This window comes from Eisenbergiella massiliensis, from assembly GCF_003435485.1.
Genome location: NZ_QVLV01000045.1, coordinates 1 through 18,007, shown reverse-complemented (window position 1 = coordinate 18,007; position 18,007 = coordinate 1). Strand labels below are relative to the sequence as shown.

At 50.7% G+C, this 18,007-nt stretch carries 12 protein-coding genes, 1 pseudogene and 1 riboswitch; of the genes and pseudogenes, 10 read left to right on the top strand and 3 right to left on the bottom strand.

The features are described from left to right. A partial coding sequence (locus DXC51_RS29060; RefSeq protein WP_181970228.1) for a glycoside hydrolase family 127 protein occupies positions 1–474 on the top strand: 474 nt, incomplete at its 5' end. Positions 475–564: 90 nt separating this feature from the next. Here DXC51_RS29060 and DXC51_RS29055 read toward each other — a convergent pair. Then, entirely contained in the window at positions 565–1,593 is a 1,029-nt protein-coding gene (locus DXC51_RS29055; RefSeq protein ID WP_117531455.1) for a LacI family DNA-binding transcriptional regulator, read from the bottom strand. Between the two features lie 397 nt (positions 1,594–1,990). Between DXC51_RS29055 and DXC51_RS29050 the strand changes: the two genes are divergently transcribed. The 7 genes from DXC51_RS29050 to DXC51_RS29020 all read left to right on the top strand — a co-directional run bounded on the left by DXC51_RS29050 (position 1,991) and on the right by DXC51_RS29020 (position 12,587). Further along, positions 1,991–3,226 carry an extracellular solute-binding protein gene (locus DXC51_RS29050; protein ID WP_117546075.1) on the top strand — a complete coding sequence of 412 codons (1,236 nt, stop codon included), beginning with the start codon at positions 1,991–1,993 and terminating at the stop codon, positions 3,224–3,226. 14 nt (positions 3,227–3,240) lie between these two features. Continuing rightward, positions 3,241–4,620 carry a carbohydrate ABC transporter permease gene (locus DXC51_RS29045; RefSeq protein WP_025490052.1) on the top strand — a complete coding sequence of 460 codons (1,380 nt, stop codon included), beginning with the start codon at positions 3,241–3,243 and terminating at the stop codon, positions 4,618–4,620. 2 nt (positions 4,621–4,622) lie between these two features. Further along, complete coding sequence (locus DXC51_RS29040; protein ID WP_025490051.1) at positions 4,623–5,495, top strand: sugar ABC transporter permease; 873 nt, start codon at positions 4,623–4,625, stop codon at positions 5,493–5,495. A 56-nt stretch (positions 5,496–5,551) separates the two neighbouring features. Beyond that, positions 5,552–7,528: a type I pullulanase gene (gene pulA / locus DXC51_RS29035; protein WP_025490050.1), complete on the top strand. Its 1,977-nt coding sequence runs from the start codon at positions 5,552–5,554 to the stop codon at positions 7,526–7,528. 54 nt (positions 7,529–7,582) lie between these two features. Continuing rightward, complete coding sequence (locus DXC51_RS29030) at positions 7,583–9,544, top strand: amylo-alpha-1,6-glucosidase (RefSeq protein WP_025490049.1); 1,962 nt, start codon at positions 7,583–7,585, stop codon at positions 9,542–9,544. A gap of 16 nt (positions 9,545–9,560) precedes the next feature. Further along, positions 9,561–11,318: a glycoside hydrolase family 13 protein gene (locus DXC51_RS29025; protein ID WP_025490048.1), complete on the top strand. Its 1,758-nt coding sequence runs from the start codon at positions 9,561–9,563 to the stop codon at positions 11,316–11,318. Positions 11,319–11,438: 120 nt separating this feature from the next. Next, positions 11,439–11,534: riboswitch (NiCo riboswitch) on the top strand. A 126-nt stretch (positions 11,535–11,660) separates the two neighbouring features. Beyond that, on the top strand, positions 11,661–12,587 hold the full coding sequence (locus DXC51_RS29020; RefSeq protein ID WP_025490047.1) for a cation diffusion facilitator family transporter: 927 nt from the start codon (positions 11,661–11,663) through the stop codon (positions 12,585–12,587). Between the two features lie 66 nt (positions 12,588–12,653). Here DXC51_RS29020 and DXC51_RS29015 read toward each other — a convergent pair whose 3' ends face one another. Then, positions 12,654–14,378: an ABC transporter ATP-binding protein gene (locus tag DXC51_RS29015; RefSeq protein WP_025490046.1), complete on the bottom strand. Its 1,725-nt coding sequence runs from the start codon at positions 14,376–14,378 to the stop codon at positions 12,654–12,656. Then, positions 14,368–15,450 (bottom strand): helix-turn-helix domain-containing protein, encoded by a 1,083-nt coding sequence (locus tag DXC51_RS29010; protein WP_025490045.1) that lies wholly within the window; start codon positions 15,448–15,450, stop codon positions 14,368–14,370. Before DXC51_RS29010 ends, DXC51_RS29015 begins: the two co-directional genes overlap by 11 nt. Positions 15,451–15,904: 454 nt before the next feature. On the opposite strand from DXC51_RS29010, the pseudogene DXC51_RS30815 reads away from it, so the two are divergent. Both DXC51_RS30815 and DXC51_RS28995 read left to right on the top strand, forming a co-directional pair. Continuing rightward, positions 15,905–17,592 (top strand): annotated as a pseudogene (locus tag DXC51_RS30815) (ATP-binding cassette domain-containing protein). A gap of 48 nt (positions 17,593–17,640) precedes the next feature. Beyond that, positions 17,641–17,877, top strand: coding sequence for a hypothetical protein (locus DXC51_RS28995; RefSeq protein ID WP_025490043.1), 237 nt, complete (start codon positions 17,641–17,643; stop codon positions 17,875–17,877). Positions 17,878–18,007: the final 130 nt, after the last annotated feature.

Genomic DNA, 18,007 nt, shown 5'->3' with positions numbered 1-18,007 from the left:
CCCATCCGGAAATTCCGGGTGCAGGCAGAAGGCGGAACCTCCTGCCGGATCAGTTTCCGGATTCCCCGCTGGGCAAAGGGCGTAAACCGCATCCTTGTAAACGGCGAGGACATGGGCCTTTCGGCACAGCCGGATACCTGGGCCGTGCTGGAACGGGAGTGGCAGGCGGACGATGTTATCGAGATAAGCCTTCCTTTTTCCCTGGAATTCAAACCGGTGGATGAAGAAAACCCGGATATTGCGGCGCTGTGCTTCGGGCCGATAGTTCTGGCGGCGGATAAGATGTCCCTGCTTGACGGGGACATGGAGCACCCGGAGGAATGGATCACATGCATTGATGAAAAACAGATGCTGTTTAGGACTGCGCCCGGACACGTATGTCCCTATCCCCAGGCGGTGAGGACCTTCAGGCCCTATTACAAAATCCCCGTCATGGAATGGTATTTTATGTATGTAAGATTTCAACAGAGATAGGAAGAAATAGAAAAACTGCCATGAAACCTGGAGCGTATTGGAAAGCGTACCGTTTCATGGCAGTTTTTGTATGATTTCTTAAGTTATCGGTTATTTACCCTGGAGGGAACCGTATTCCCGGCTGTTTGCTGCGCGCGGACCTGTGGAATTTCTCACCACCAGCTGGGCATGCAGGAGCAGCGTGCCGATAGATACTTTATTCATCAGGCTGTCCAGTGCATAATAGCCGCTTTTTCCCAGTTCAATCCGTTCCTGGCGGATTGTGGTCAGGGGCGGGGAGGTATAGGCGCAGATGGGCAGATCATCAAAGCCTATGATGCTTAAGTCCCTGGGAACATGGTACCCCAGCTGCTGGCACTGGATCATGACCGTATTGGCAATCAGATCATGGCTGCATATAATCGCCGTCACCCCCATGGCAAGAAGCCTGGGCAGATGCTTTTCCAGGCATTCCGTGATATAGTATGAGCTTCCGGCATAAGTGGGATCGGACTGCAGGCCGTTCTGGCGCAGCGCCTGGAAAAAAGCCTTGTGCCGTACCTGCATGACGTGGGAACCAAGCGCTCCGCTCAGATATCCGATTTTCTTGTGTCCCAGCAGCTTCAGATGGGACACGGCAAGCTCCATCCCCTCGTTGTTGTCTACGCCCACATAGGCGATGTTGGGATTGGCGCTGATATAGTTATCATAAAGAACGGTGGGAGTACGGCTTGTATGAAAATCCTTCATCCAGGGATCGTTCAGGGAAAAGCCCAGCACAAAGGCTCCCAGATAATTATTGCGCAGCATGAAAACATCGTAGGGCGTATGCTTCTGCAGCTTTTCCTCCGCCTGCACAATCTCTACCGTATATCCGGCCGGCTCTGCCATCTGACGGAAACCCAGCGTAATGTCATAGCCGAACTGATGCGGTTCTTCGTATTCTATATTCTCGGTGAGGATACACAGCTTTTTTGCATCCGCTTTCTGCCTGCGAAGCTTTGTGTAGCCCATTTCCACCGCTGTCTCCAGTACATTTTTTTGTAAAGTTTCGCTGATATCGGGCGCGCCGTTGAGAGCCTTGGATACGGTGCCCTTGGAAATCCCCATTCTATCAGCAATATCCTGCAATGTTGTCATGATGTCCGCCTTTCGGAATTCGTGTTTGCCCGGCTGTCAAAGATCAGCCGGCAGCCGCCATGCAGCCGGTATCCGTCCATGAAAAGCCTCCTTTGCCGTAGGACGGATGGATTGGCCTGATTTACTTTGCGGCTGCTTCCTATTATACGGAATGGCTTATGGAAAATCAATGCATAAGCAAAAAAAATACAGTAAAGTTTCGTAAGTTCCTCCCCATGGGAATTATCTTGTTGTAAAAGTGCATAATTTTACCATGCAAAAACTATGAAAAACAGAGAAAGTAGTATGATATATATGAAAACAGGATTGACGAAATCGTACAATGAGACTATGATAAAGATAAATTACGAAACTAAGCGAAACTTAAATTTAGAATCAAAGAAAAGGAGAGGACAAAATGCGGAAGAAAGGATTGGCGCTGCTGTTAGCTATAGGGCTTCTGGCAGCAAACATTGCAGGCTGCGGTAGCAGCCTGCAGGATGGGGCGGATAAACGGGAAAGTGTCCGTCTTATGGTGTGGTCACCTTCGGAAGACCAGTCAAAGGACAGCGGAGAATGGCTGCAGAGAACCTGCGAGGCCTTTGCGGCAGAGCACCCGGAGTGGGATATCACCTTTGTTTACGGTGTGGCGGATGAGGCCAGCGCAGCAACACAGGTGTCCCAGGATCCGGAGGCCAGCGCGGATGTGTTCATGTATGCCAACGACACCCTGACCACCATGACGGATGCCAATGCCCTGGTCAAATTTGGCGGCAAGTACAGGGAGGAAATCGAATCCACCAATTCGGAGGAGGTGCTCGCCTCCCTGACAAAGGATGGAGAGCTGTACGGCGTTCCCTTTACCACCAACACCTGGTTCATGTATTATGACAAGAACGTTTTTACCGAAGAGGATGTGAAAAACCTGGATACCATGCTGGAAAAGGGCGTTGTTTCCTTCCCCTTCACCAATTCCTGGTATCTGCCTTCCTTTTATATAGGAAACGGCTGCAGCCTGTTTGGTGACGGGACGAAAGAGGAGGAGGGTGTGGATTTCGGCGGCGATAAGGCTGTGGAGGTCACGGATTATCTGATAGACCTTGCCGCAAACCCCAATTTCAAAATTGATGCGGATGGCTCCGGTATTGCGGGCCTGCGGGACGGCAGCATTTCGGCCATGTTTTCCGGTTCCTGGGATGCCAACGGCGTAAAGGAAGCGCTGGGAGAAAATATGGGCGCCGCATCCCTTCCCACCTACATGCTTAACGGCGAGGAAAAGCAGATGATGGCTTACGCGGGCTCCAAGGCCGTCGGCGTCAATCCCAACTGCAAATATATGGTGCCCGCGGTGGAGCTGGCAATCTATCTGGGTTCAGCCCAGGCCCAGCGCAGCCATTACGAACTTAGAAACGTGATTCCATGTAATACAAAGCTGATGGAAGAGAAGGAAATCATGTCTGACCCGCTTGTTATGGCGCAGAACAATACCTTCAACAATACCTCGATTCTCCAGCCCTTTGTATCGGCGATGAACAATTGCTGGAGCCCCGTGGAAAATATGGGCAAAGCAATCCGCAATAAGAGCGTGACCCATGAGAATGCGAAGGAACAGACAGAAGCCATGAATGAAGCGATGAACAGCAGCGGAATATAATAGAGGTGATGAGGATGGGAATTTTTAAGAAAAGAGTCAATGAATTTCCGACAGACTATACCTGCATGAAAGCAGTCAGAGAGGGCGGTGTGGAAACCCGGCTTTCCATGCTTCTTATGGGCTTTGGAAATATCGTACATAAACAGTTTTTAAAGGGCCTTCTGTTCCTGGCGGCAGAGGCGGCCTACCTGGTTTTTATGGCAGTGAGCGGCATCGGCTTTGTCCGTATGCTGGGTTCGCTGGGAACCGTACCCCAGCAGGAAATATGGGATGAGGCGAGCCAGGTGTATCTGTACACAAAAGGGGACCAGTCGGTGCTGATTCTGCTTTACGGCGTGGCAACCCTGCTCCTGACGGCATTGATGATCTGCGCCTGGCGCGGCGCGCTGAGGAGCGCCTATAAAGCCGAGTGCCTGGCAAAAGAGGGGAAGCATATCAATACCTTCCGTGAGGATTTAAAGACACTGCTCCATGAAAACCTGCACAGATTATTAATGACCCCGCCGGTCACTTTTATCTTCCTTTTCACTGTGCTGCCGTTGATTTTCATGATCTGCATGGCCTTTACCAACTACAGTAAAATAGGTAATCACCTCATGCTTTTTGACTGGGTCGGTCTGGAAAATTTCAGGGCCCTGTTCGACTCCGGCAGTATTCTGGGAAGCACCTTCTGGTCCGTGCTGGCCTGGACGCTTGTGTGGGCGTTTTTCGCCACCTTCAGCAACTACATTTTCGGAATGATACTTTCCCTGATGATCAACAGGAAGGAGACGAAGGCCAAAGGCTTCTGGCGGTTCTGCTTTGTATTGTCCTGTGCGGTTCCCATGTTCGTATCATTGCTGATTATGAAAACCATGCTGCAGCCAAACGGCGCTGTCAACGTGCTTCTGCGTAATCTTGGCTGGATAGCCCAGGACGCCAGCCTTCCGTTCTTCACGGATCCCACCTGGGCGCGCATAACCGTTATCGTGGTCAACATCTGGGTAGGCGTTCCCTATACGCTGCTCCAGCTGACGGGCGTGCTGCAGAACATCCCCGCGGAGCTGTATGAAGCGGCCAAGGTGGACGGGGCCAATGCCTTCCAGATATTTTTCAAAATTACGCTGCCGTATATGCTGTATGTGACCACGCCTTATCTGATCGTCACCTTTACCGGAAACGTGAACAACTTCAACGTCATTTACCTGCTTTCGGGAGGCGACCCCGTTACCAACCTGTCGTCCACGGCGGGAAGCACGGATTTGCTTGTTACCTGGCTGTATAAGCTGACCATCGACAAGCAGTACTATAACGTGGGTTCCGTCATCGGCATCATGACCTTTATCATACTGGCAGTGGGCGCGTTGTTTACCTACCGCAACAGCAAATCCTATAAGGAAGAGGGAGGATTTTAAACATGGCCGGAGCAAAAATGCATTCTGCAAAAAAGAAACGTCTCATCAACAATACCATCGTCCATGTCATTCTGGCGATTCTGGCATTTATCTGGGTATTTCCCATCATATGGGTAATCCTGACAAGCTTCCGTGCGGAGAAGGGCTCCTATGTATCCACCTTCCTTCCCCAGTCCTATACCCTGGATAATTATGCAAAGCTGTTTACCGATACCTCCATACTGAATTTTCCCAGGATGTTTTCCAACACGCTTTTTATCGCCGTCTGTTCCTGCATCCTTGCCACCTTTTATGTACTGGCGGTATCCTACTGCCTGTCCAGGCTGAAATTCAAGCTTCGCAGGCCCTATATGAATATGGCGATGATCCTGGGGCTGTTTCCCGGTTTCATGTCCATGATCGCCGTATATTTTATCCTGAAGGCGCTGGGACTGACCGAAGGGAACCTGATACGCCTGGCGCTCATCCTGGTGTATTCCGGCGGCGCGGGCTTATCCTTCCAGATAGCGAAGGGCTTCTTTGACACCATCCCCACGGCCATAGACGAGGCGGCGCTGCTGGACGGCTGCACCAGATGGCAGATTTTCAGTAAAATCACGCTGCCCTTAAGCAAGCCGATCATTATTTATACAGTACTGACTTCCTTTATGGCGCCCTGGCTTGACTTTATCTTTGCCAAGGTTATCTGCCGGGCCAATTCCGACCAGTATACGGTTGCCATCGGCCTGTGGAAGATGCTGGAAAAGGAGTATATTGACAACTGGTACACCAGCTTTGCCGCAGGGGCGGTGTTGATATCCATTCCCATAGCCATCCTGTTTTTGTCCATGCAGCATTATTATGTGGACGGTGTTTCCGGCGCGGTGAAGGGCTGACGCGGACATAACGCCGGCGGAAGGCCGGCAAAATCATAACGTAAGGCGGATAAGACATGAAGACAGCACAACAATGGAAAGCCTGTTATCTGGAGCCTGCATTTCAGGCGCAGTATACTTACCAGGGGAAGGATCTGGGAGCGGCCTGCAGCGGGAAGGGAACCTCCTTCCTGCTGTGGAGCCCCTTTGCGGATAAAATTACACTGAACCTGTACCGGGACGGGGGCGAAGGAGAACCCTTCCTGCAGCAGCCCATGGCCAGAGAGGAAAAGGGTGTGTGGGCCTTCCGGACGGAGAAGAACCTGCACGGCATTTACTATGACTATGAAATACGAATTGACGGTGAAACAAAACGGACCGCAGACCCTTATGCAAAAGCCTGCGGCATAAACGGCCGCAGAAGCATGGCCGTGGATTTAAGTTTAACCAATCCCATCGGGTGGGAAGAGGATCATGCCCCGGAACAGCCTGCGGAACGCATTATTTACGAGGTGCATGTAAAAGAATTTTCCTGGGATCCGGCCGGCGGTTTTCCTTCGGAATACCGGGGGAAATATAAAGCCTTTCTGTGTGAGGACACCACCCTGAACGCAGAGGGAAAGCATCCCACCGGCATTCCCTATCTGAAGGAGTTGGGGGTCACACACATCCAGCTGATGCCTGTTTTTGACTACGGATCAGTGGATGAAGCGGGAGATCCTGCAGATTTTAACTGGGGCTACGATCCGGTTAATTACAATGTGCCGGAAGGATCCTATGCCACGGACGCCGCCCGCGGCGAGGTACGGATACGTGAAATGAAGGAAATGATACAGTCCCTGCATAAAAACGGCTTCCGTGTGATTATGGACGTGGTCTATAACCATACCTATTCCCTGGATTCCTGGCTTCAGCGGACGGTGCCGTGGTATTATTACCGTCTGCATGAAGACGGCAGCGTTTCCAACGGCTCCGCCTGCGGCAATGACATTGCCAGCGAACGGCCCATGTGCGCCTCATACCTGTTTAATTCCGTCCTGTATTGGGCGGAGGAATACCATATTGACGGCTTCCGCTTTGATCTGATGGGGCTTCTGGATACGGATTTAATGAACCGCATCCGCACCGCCCTTGATCTGCGCTTCGGCAGGGGAGAAAAGCTGGTGTACGGAGAACCGTGGGCAGCGGGAAAAACGGCGATGGATCCGGGCTTTACCCAAGCGTTAAAAGCAAATTTCGGAAAGCTTCCGCCGGATATCGGTATGTTCTGCGACAATACGAGAGATGTGATAAAGGGCGCTGCGCTTAAGCCGGAGGAACCGGGCTTCATTAACGGAAGGCCGGGGCTGGAAGAGGAAATCCTTGACAGTGTCTCTGCCTGGTGCGGCGGGAAAGCCATTCCTGTGAAGGCTCCTTCCCAGATCCTTAACTATGTGTCGGCTCATGACAACCAGACGCTTTATGATAAGCTTGCTTCCACGCTGGAGAAAGGGGCGGATATCAGAAAAGCCTGCCGCCTTGCGGCGGGGATTTACATGACCTGTCAGGGCAGCCTTTTCTTCCTTTCCGGGGAAGAGTTCGCCAGAACCAAAAACGGCCTGGATAACACCTATGATGCCCCTGTAAGCCTGAACCGCCTGGACTGGACGAAGTCCCTGCAGGAGCGGGGGCTGGTGGAGTATTATAAAGGCCTGATCGCTTTGCGGAAGCAGCTGCCCGGCCTTTGTGACAAATCACCCAATGCTGTACAGCGGATATCTGGCCGTTGGAATAAGCCTGGAGCGGTTGGATTCTTCGTTGACAACCGGGCGGAAGGGCGCAGCTGCCGGTGGGAAACCCTCTGCATTGTATACAACAGCAAAAGTACGCCGGAAAGGCTCACGCTTCCCAGGGGGACATGGGAGCTTCTGGCCGATGGGGAAAGCAGCTTTCTATGGAAAAGCCCGGTCAGGGCAGACGCCAATATTGCAGCCGCGCCCGGAAGCATTTTGATATTGGGAAAGACGGCGGCAGATGAAAAGAACTGTCCGGCAGATTTATTTTCAGGCAGATAAAAGGAAGGACGGGAGTGACGGCCGGCATCCGGACCGTTACGGATAGGAGACGATATGAAGTGGATTTACGGAAAACAGGACTTTAAAACACTGGAACGGGGCCAGGAAAACTGCTATCTGATGACCAACGGGCTGGGCGGTTTTTCTTCCATGACAATGACCGGTTCGGTCACCCGGAACGATCATGCATTCCTGATGGCATGCACACAGGCTCCGAACCACCGTTATAATATGGTGCACCGGCTGAAGGAACGGCTTTTCACAGGCGCGCCGGGGGAGGAAAACGCTTACGTCCTCTCCAGCCAGGAATTTGCCGATGGCACAAGGGAAGAAGGCTTCCGGTATCTGTCCTCCTTTACCTATGAAGACACGCCTGTATGGAAATTCCTTGTAAACGGCGTGGAAATATGCAAGGAGGCAGGAATGGCTCAGGGCGCGAACACGGCGGCCCTTTCTTACCGTATTAACAACCGCAGCGGCAGATCGTGCCGGCTGGAGATTACCCCCTTTTTCCAGTTTGTTCCCAAGGGAAGCGATATGGAAAAGACGCAGAAGCTGAGCCGGACGGGCACAAAGCTGGAAAGCGCCGGCCTGACCCTTTACTTCCGCACAAATGCTTTCATCATGGAGGTTAATGAGGAGGAATGCTATCATTACAGCTATGATGCCTGTGACGGCAGAAGGGAAACAGGCCGCGCCCTGGCCAATCATGTTCTCACCCTGGATGTGGCTGCCGGGGAGACCGGAACGCTGGAAATCATATATGAAATGGAGCCGGGGACGCAGAACGCGCAGGAAATCATCAGCGGACTGAAGGTTTACCGGAAAAAACTGGAGGAAAAATGCGGCCTGAAATCCGATATTGCACGTTTCCTTGTAAAAAGCGCGGATCAGTTTATTTCCGCCAGGGAATCCACCGGCGGGAAAACCATTTTGGCCGGCTTCCCCTTTTTTGAGGACTGGGGCAGGGATACCATGATCGCGCTTCCCGGCATCTGTATTTTCACAGGGCAATATGAAACCGCTAGGCAGATTCTGCGTACCTTTGCCGTCAATGAACGTGACGGCCTGATGCCGAACCTGTTTCCCGAGGGAGGCAGGGAACCCATGTATAACACGGCTGATGCGGCGCTTTTATTCATCAACTGTGTGTATTTGTACTATGAAGCCTCCAAGGATGCCGTATTTGTCCGGGAAATGTATCCTGTCATGGAACGGATTATGGAGCGCTACAAAAACGGCACGGGCTTTGGCATCCATATGGATGAAGATGGTCTGATTCAGGCCGGAGAGGGCCTGGCCCAGGTGACCTGGATGGATGTAAGGGTGGGGGATATCCTCCCCACGCCGCGCCATGGAAAGCCGGTGGAAATCAATGCTTACTGGTATAATGCCCTGCGCATCATGGAGCGCTTCTGTGAACTGCTGCACAGTAAGGACCCCGGCTATGGGGTGCTTGCAGGGAAGGTGAAAGCCGTATTCTGCGATAAATTCTGGCTGGAGGAGAAGGGATGCCTGAAGGATCTGGTATCCGGAACTCCTGCGGATGTGCAGATCCGCTGCAATCAGATCTGGGCGGTATCCCTCCCCTTTACCATGCTTGATCGGGACAAAGAAAAGCGTGTGGTGGAAACGGTGTTCGAAAAGCTGTATACCCCTTATGGGCTGAGAACCCTGGACATGGGGGATGCGCAGTTCCATCCTTTTTACGGAGGTCCCATGCTGGAACGGGATATGGCCTATCATCAGGGCACTGTGTGGGCCTTTCCTCTGGGTGCGTACTACCTGGCTTATCTGAAGGTGCACGACTTAGACATCAAAGCCGCAGAAACGGTGCGCAGCCAGCTGGAGGTGCTGGAAAGCGCCATGAGGGAGGGCTGCATCGGCCAACTGCCGGAAATCTACGATGGGCTGAATCCCGTTTCCTCCAGAGGCTGCTTTGCCCAGGCCTGGAGCGTGGGAGAACTGCTTCGTGTCTATGAAAAACTGGAACGGCTGCAGGGCGGCGCACAGTAAAAAAGAGGAAGAATGCATGGAATTTACAGGTATTTATCATAAAACATCGGAACAGATGAGCTATCCACTCAACGAAAGGGAGCTGATCATCAACCTGAAAACCGGCTATGATGTGGAAAAGGTTTTCATCCACTACGGGGATCCCTTTGAAGCGGGGATCCTTGGCGGAAAGGAAACCTGGACCGGAAAACGGGAGGAAATTTTCTATAAAAAGAGGCTTCGTTTCCAGATATGGTGGACCACCACATTGGTTCCCGCCTATAAGCGTTGTAAATATTTTTTTGAGCTGCATACCACAGATCAGGTCTGGTACTATTTTGAGGATGGTTTTCTGACGGAGGAACAGCTCCATATGGAGGGCAGGATGCAGCAGTGCTTTGTCGTTCCCTGGATGAATCCCGCGGATATCAACCGGACGCCTGACTGGGTGAACGATACTGTATGGTACCAGATATTTCCCGACAGATTCTGCAACGGCACGCCCGGTAAAAATGCAGGGCAGCTCTGTCCCTGGAGAAACGGTCCTGTTACCAATGAAGAACGCTTCGGTGGCAATCTGGAGGGGATCCGTCAGAAGCTTCCTTATCTGAAGGAGTTAGGCATTAACGGCATTTATCTTAACCCTATCATGGAAGCGGAATCCAACCATAAATACGATACCACGGACTACATGAAGATCGATCCCTGTTTCGGGGAAAAGGAAGATTTTATCAGGCTGGTGCAGGAAGCCCATGCGCAGGGAATCCGCATCATGGTGGATGCGGTTTTTAACCACTGCGGAAGGAAATTCGCGCCGTGGCTGGACGTGCTGGAGAAGGGCAGGGCTTCCCGATATGCGGACTGGTTTATGGTGAATACCTGGCCCATCCCTGAAAAACAAGCGGACACCAGGGACGGGAGATACTATTCCTTCGCTTTTGCCGACGGCATGCCCAAGCTGAATACCAATAACGAAGAGGTGATCGACTATTTCTGCGGGATCTGCCGGGACTGGATTACAGATTACGATATTGACGGCATACGGTTTGACGTAGGAAACGAGGTATCCCACCGGTTCCTGAAAACCCTGCGCCATCATTTGAAGGCGCTGAAGCCGGATATTTATCTTCTGGGAGAAATATGGCATGATGCCAGCCAGTGGCTGGCCGGGGACGAGTATGATTCTGTCATGAACTATCCCCTGACAAGCGGCATCCATGACTTTTTCCTGGATTCTTCCATGAAAAAGGAAGAATTTGAATTCATGGTCAACCGCTGTTATACCATGTACATGCAGCAAAACAATAACGTGATGTTCAACCTGTTGGATTCTCATGATACGGAACGGCTGATGAACCGTTTTCACAGCCTGGATACTTTTTACCAGCAGCTGGCGGTGCTGTTTACAATGCCGGGAAGCCCCTGCATTTTCTATGGGACGGAAATCGCCATGGAGGGCGGGCATGATCCGGACTGCCGCAGATGCATGCCCTGGGAAGAGCTGGAGCTGCCGGAAAATCAGGAAAAAACAGCCGCACTGCGAAAGCTGATTTTACTGCGGCGCACGGAGCCTGCCTGCAGAAGCCTGTATTTTCATTTTCCCAATGAATATTCAAGCGGCAGATGTGTGGAATATATTAAGCTGGACGGAGAGGGAAGGGAAGTTGAAGTGCTTCTGAACTGCTCCCGGGAAATGATGGAAATAAAGGAGGGCGGCGAAGTCCTTTTTTCCAGAGGCTTCCATGACCGCCTGCTGGAACCGGGCGGGACGCTGATCAGACATAAAAATCGATAGAATGAAGAAAAAGATGGCCGTTGGCTGCGCCTGAACAGCTGTCATATATTATTAAAAAGAACATAATCCCTATGGCCTGCATAGAATAAAGAACAATACTTTTTTGCACTGCATAAAAATACAGTACAAACTGAGCAGGCAGCGAGCTTATTCACCGGGCTCATGGGGCCGGGCCGTTAGCGGCAGCAGAGAGCTGAAAGCATCTGCGGGACAGTATACACGCTGTTCCCGCAGATGCTTTTTTTGAGGCCGGACAGCGGTTGCGTTCCTTCACAGCCACGGGGCAGGCATTTTTCTCAGACTGATTTAAGTCCGCCGGTTACGGCGGGAAACGGGGTTATTATGAAACAGGGAAATCAAAACAGGAATTACAGGACTGCCATGCAGGTATCAATTGTCAGTATCGCAGTCAACGCCGTCCTTACTCTGTTCAAGCTGTTCGTGGGCATAGCCGCACAATCCGGGGCCATGGTGTCGGATGCAGTCCATTCCGCCTCCGATGTCTTCAGCACACTGATTGTGATAGCCGGTGTGACGGTTGCGGAAAAAAGACCTGACAGCGGCCATCCCTACGGACACGAACGGATGGAATGCGTGGCCTCCCTTCTCCTTGCCGTAATCCTTGCGGCCACCGGCATTGGCATCGGCGCCGCGGGAATGAAACGGATTGCGGAGGGCGGTTTGCTTGCGGTTCCGGGCATGGCAGCGCTTCTTGCCGCGGTCATTTCGATTGCCGTTAAGGAATGGATGTTCCGGTTTACAAAACGCGCCGCAGGCAGGATCAAATCCGGCGCGCTCATGGCGGATGCCTGGCATCACCGCTCGGACGCCCTTTCGTCTGTGGGCGCATTTGCAGGGATTCTGGGCGCCAGGCTGGGCTTTCCTGTTCTTGATCCGGCAGCAGGACTGGTTATTTGCATTTTTATTGAAAAGGCCGCTCTGGAAATTTTCAGGGATGCCTCCGATAAGCTGGTGGATAAAGCCTGTCCCGCTGAAACTGCGGAAAAAATCCGTGCCGCAATCCTGGGCATTCACGGTGTGGAGCAGATTGACCTGCTTAATACAAGGCTGTTCGGCTCCCGGATTTATGTGGATGTGGAGATCTCCATGGACGGCTCCAAAAGCCTGACGGATTCCCACCGGACGGCGGAAGCAGTGCATCTTGCGGTGGAGAATGCGATTCCTGAGGTGAAACACTGTATGGTGCATGTTAATCCATTGGGCAAAGAGAAGGAGAGCAAGATTCCATCCGAAAAAATATCCGGATAAATGTGCAGGGCAGGAGGTCCTTTTTCGTCTTGTTTAAAATCATCTTTAAAAATATGCATCTTATATTTATGATTGTGATACCATGAAAAAAGAATAAAAATAGCCTTTTCTGTCCATTAGTTCGTCAAAGGCGCCGAACTCTTCCAGACACCCGTTTTTCAGTACCAGGATCCCGTCACAGCGGCGCAGCATGGCTTCCTCCAGCCGGTGCGTGACCAGAATGCGTGTCAGGCCGTCCAGGGAAAGAATGGCATCTGTGACACCAAAGGCGGTCACCGGATCCAGGGAAGCCGTGGCTTCGTCCACAAGCAGCACCGGCGTTTCCCGCAGCAGGCTGCGGGCGATGGAAATTCTCTGCCGTTCTCCGCCTGACAGCGCGTTCCCGTTTTCACCGCAAGGGCAGTCTGCGCCCCGTGCGTTAACCAGTCCCTCCAGCCCCGCCAGCCGTATGACCCGCTCTACCTTTCCGGGGGGAAAATCCCGGAACATGGTGATATTATCCCGTACAGAGCTGTTGAAAATAAACACGTCCTGCTGTATCACGGACAGCAAATCATACAGGGAATCAGGCCGGAGCGTCCGCAGTTCTTTCCCATCATAAAGAATGCTTCCCCGGTATCCGTCATTGCTTCCCTGCAATAACTTCAGCAGTGTGGATTTGCCGCTTCCCGATCCGCCTGCCACCGCATATTTTCCACCTGCCGCAAACCGGAAGCTGATATCCTGCAGCGCAGGCGTTTCATTATTATAAACAAAGCTGAGGCTTTGCACCGTAATACCATCCTTCAGAACAGACGGCGCAGGAACACCGCCGGAGGACGCATGAGCTGCCAAAGCCGCCGCAAGCTTGTCAATCAGCGCATCAGCGGCCTTCCGGTTTGCCCATATCTGTGGAATTACGGACAGAGAGGATTCAAAGCTTTCCATCAGCTGGGCAAAAACCATCACTACCCCTGCGGTCACGCCGCGGCCAGAAAGCGCAAGCGCCGCTCCCAGCAAAAATACGGTGAAAATCGTCAGACTTCCCGCAGCGCCGCCTATATACTGTAAAGCGGTACGAGTGCGGGCGGCATGGCATTTCACCTGCTGCAGGGCTGCATCGCTTTCCGAAAAAAGCCGCAGGGCTTCTTTTTCCGCCTGAAAGCTTTTTATAACAGGGAAACCGGAAAGCATATCCTTCAGCGTTGCCAGAAAGGCTCCGTTCGCATCAGATACCCTTTTTTCCTGCGCCGGAAGATGGCCTCCGGCCAGCAGGGAAGCGCCAAGCGGGAGAAGGGAGGCCGTCAAAGCCGCTGCGGTCAAAAGCGGGCTGTAAGAGAGCATCAGACCCAGAACACCAACCAGCATGAGCACATTGGCCGGAAGGGTAAATAATGCGGATAGATAATTGGTTTCAAGGGAAAGCGTATCATTGGTCAGTGCGGAAAGATAAGCTGAAGTATCCTCCCGGCCGAAGGCAAAGGCACTTTTTTCGGTCAGCCTGGCAAAAGCATAGTCCCGGTACTGCTGCAGGGCGCACTTTAAAAATATCGGATGGGCATAAGCATTGAGCGCCATAATCACCCCCATCAATGCAAAGGAGAGGAGAAAAACAGCACACAACTGAGCCATGGTAAGAAACGCGCCGTTCCCGGCCGCGATATCTATCAGCTGTTGCATCTGCCAGGCAATGGCGAGATTCAGAACCGTATTCAAAACCATTGCCAGCATTCCCCAGAACGCTGTTCCATGATTATGCAGAAAAAACTGTCTGACCAGCATTTTCCGCTGGTATTTTGCGTCATGGTTCATCCTTTATTTTCCTCCATAGCTCCTGTAATGAAGAGGAGTCAGGTTCCCCGCCATGCAGCAGACTGTCTTCCAGACCTTGAAACGCCGTGCGGCCAAAGCTGTCGTAAACAAGAACCGGCTTTGCCGTATGGCAGAAGCGTATATTTTCCATACCATATTCCGGCGATGCATCAAACCGCCGGGCCAGGCCGGCTGCCCTGCGCAGGTAACCTTCCGCCGCTGCCATATCGCCTGCGGCATTGCTGTAACGGGCCTGGCGGCTGAGCAGGATAACCTCGGCCCGATCCAGATAGCTTACTTTTCCCGGTATCCTCAAACCGGACAGGATAGAACACATCCAGGAAAGCAGCTCCTGGGCCTGAGACAGGTTCCCTTCATGGGCAGCACATTCTGCCATTCCTATTACGACCCGGATCAGGCCGCTTAAGTGATTTACGGCAGCAGAGGACAGATAAGTCCCTGCCTCCTCATAGCGCCCGCAAAGAGTCAGGAGAAAACCGATGGAGCTGTTGTTCAGGCCGGCATAATTATACTTTTTATACTCCTCGGCGGCCCGTTCCGGTTTCCCCAGATCGGCCCAGGTCTGTGCCAGCTGATTTCTTACAACCGCTTCATCCACTGCCTCATCCTTATTCTGATCGAGCAGACAAAGGCTGTGCTTTAACAGCTCCTGTGCCTTACGGGTGGCGGCGGGTTCCCGCTTCTCACAGCCAATGGTCTGATACAATTCCGCCGCGCACCAGACCACCTCAAAACGGTTCGGATACTTCAGCAGCGCTTTTTTTGCCTCATGGACCGCCTGATCATACTTTTTTCCCTGCATCAGATCCCGTATCGATTCCACGGCCTGCTCCGACTGTGAATCCAGGACATGGTAGCCCAGCAGCGCATCCACGGAAACCTCAAACAGTGCCGCCAGCTCCAGAAGGACGGAAAGCTCCGGGGTGGTGGATCCGCTTTCCCATTTTGAAACCGCTCCGACAGTGACATTCATCGCTTCTGCCAGCTGTTCCTGGGTAAATCCCATGGTTTTGCGGCAGGAGCGTATATTATCTGATAATGTTAAACGCATTGTTTTTCGCCTCCCTTTCAGGTACATTCTAACTGATTGGGGAAGGCTTGAGAAGTGACATGCGATAATAAAAAGAAAGAAAAAACTTTCCTGACAGGAAATATTACCTGTTACCATATATTGGAGAAGAAAATTGTTAACTATTGGCAGAAAAATATTTTATGGTATATAATAATATCAGTTTTGGTGAGAGGAGTGAAAGGATGAAGAGATAATTTACTTTTGAGAACATGAAATGAGTAATTTAAGCTGCATGGAAGCTGTGATGCAGTTTGTTTCGTGTCGTCAAAGGTAAGTTGTGACTCATCCTCATAACTCCTTTTTTATTGCAAAAAACAGAAAACGAAGGCAGTTGGAATCTTGCTTCTGTTTTGTAAATGGTTATAAATTGAGGGCGAGGTCTGTAACAGAGTCCGGCATACATAATGACGACGGGTAAAGGAGCGTGAAGTGTATGGCACAGATTCAGGTAACGGATCTCACTTTTTGTTATGAAGGAAGCTTTGATAATATTTTTGAGAATGTAACATTTGGCATAGACACTGACTGGAAACTGGGCTTTATTGGCAGAAATGGAAAGGGAAAGACTACATTTGCAAAGCTTCTGTCAGGAAAGTATGAATACAGAGGAGTTATTACAGCGCCGAATCTTCATTTTGATTATTTCCCATATCAGGTAGAAGAAGCAGACTTTGACAAGCCGGCATCTGAACTTATGGAATTTTGGAAAGGTGACATTCAGGAGTGGCGCGTTATGTGCGAACTCAATCAAAGACCCCGCTGCAAGCAACGGGGTATCAAACTTGCAGCGCTGCAGAGCAGCGGGGTATTTGACCCTCGCGGCAGTCGCCAAATATCCATGCAAGCATGGCTGCATGGCTCGTTGCTCGCGGGAATATACTGGATAGTGATGTGGAGATATTAAACCGCCCTTTCCGTACGCTGAGCCAGGGTGAGCAGATGAAAGTTATGCTGGCCGTATTGTTTTCTGGACAACATGAATTTCTGAACATTGATGAACCGACCAACCATCTTGATTTTGACGCAAGGCAGACGGTAAAAAAATATTTAAAGGGAAAAAATGGATTTATTCTCATATCCCATGACAGAGATTCCCTGGATGATATTATTGATCATGTACTTGTGTTAAACCGCAAATCAATCGAAGTACAGGCCGGGAATTTTTCCGGCTGGTGGGAAAATAAAGCACGCAAGGATGCGTTTTCCCAAGCGGAAAATGAAAAGTATTTAAAAGAAATTTCCTCATTAAAAAGGGCTTCTGAAAGATCCGCAAGGTGGACGGAGAAGAATGAAAATACGAAGATTGGTTTTGATCCGGTACGTGAACATGACCGTTTTTAAGACACACGGGCTTATATTGGGGCAAAAACAAAGAAAATGCAGGCTAGAAGGAAAAATTATGATATCCGCATAGAACGTGAAATCAGGTCGAAGGAAGGGCTTCTTCAGGATATAGAAAAATCTGTTGATTTAAAGCTTATGCCACAGAAATATTATAAGGATACGTTGATATATGCACAGGATTACACCTTTCAATTCCGCGATCAGGAGCTGCCCTTAATCGGCCATTTTAACTTCAGCCTGAAACAAGGGGAACGGATATTCCTGCATGGGAAAAATGGCTGTGGGAAAAGTACTTTTATGAAACAGATCCTGGCTGTGTCAAAAGGGAGCGGCACATGTGGCATTGGTGCGGACAGACAGGAGGAAGAGTCTGTTGTTTCCGGAGAATTAATGGTGTGTCCCGGCCTGCATATTTCATATATCAGTCAGGATACCGGTTTTCTGCATGGAACAATTAAAGAATATTGCAGGGAAAACGATTTTGATGAAAGCCTGTTTCTGGCAATCTTCAGACAGCTTGATATGGACAGGGTACAGTTTGAAAAAACGATGGAGAATTATTCGGAGGGACAAAAGAATAAAGTGCTGATTGCCGGAAGCCTCCTGACACCGGCACATTTGTATATCTGGGATGAACCACTGAACTATATCGACGTTTTTTCAAGGATACAAATTGAAAATTTAATTCTGAAATTCCAGCCCACAATGCTTGTTGTGGAACATGATGTGAGGTTCAGAGACAAAATTGCAACCAAAATAGTGGAAGACTTTAAATAAATTATTCCGGCAGATTTCCTGTCGGAACAGAGAGCGGAGGTGACGGCGGTGTCAATCTTTGAATATAACGAAGAAGAGGAAATGAGAAAAATCCGTGCAAGCGAGTACAAGAACGGAAAAGAGGATGGAATTGCTCAGGGGATAGAACAAGGGATAGTACAAGGAATGGTGGAAACCTGTAAGGAATTGGGTGTCAGCTTTGAGAAGACTGTAGCAAGACTGAAACTCCGTTTTGACATCAGTGAACAGGAGGCACAGGAAAAGGCAGGGCATTATTGGTGCTGACTTTTTCATAATGTGAAGAACCGATACCGCTTTATCAAATCAATCCTGCAATAATAAATGTCAGGAATAGTTGAATATACGTAAAAATAGTGATAAAATAAACGCAAGCATAAATTTCTAACGAATCTTG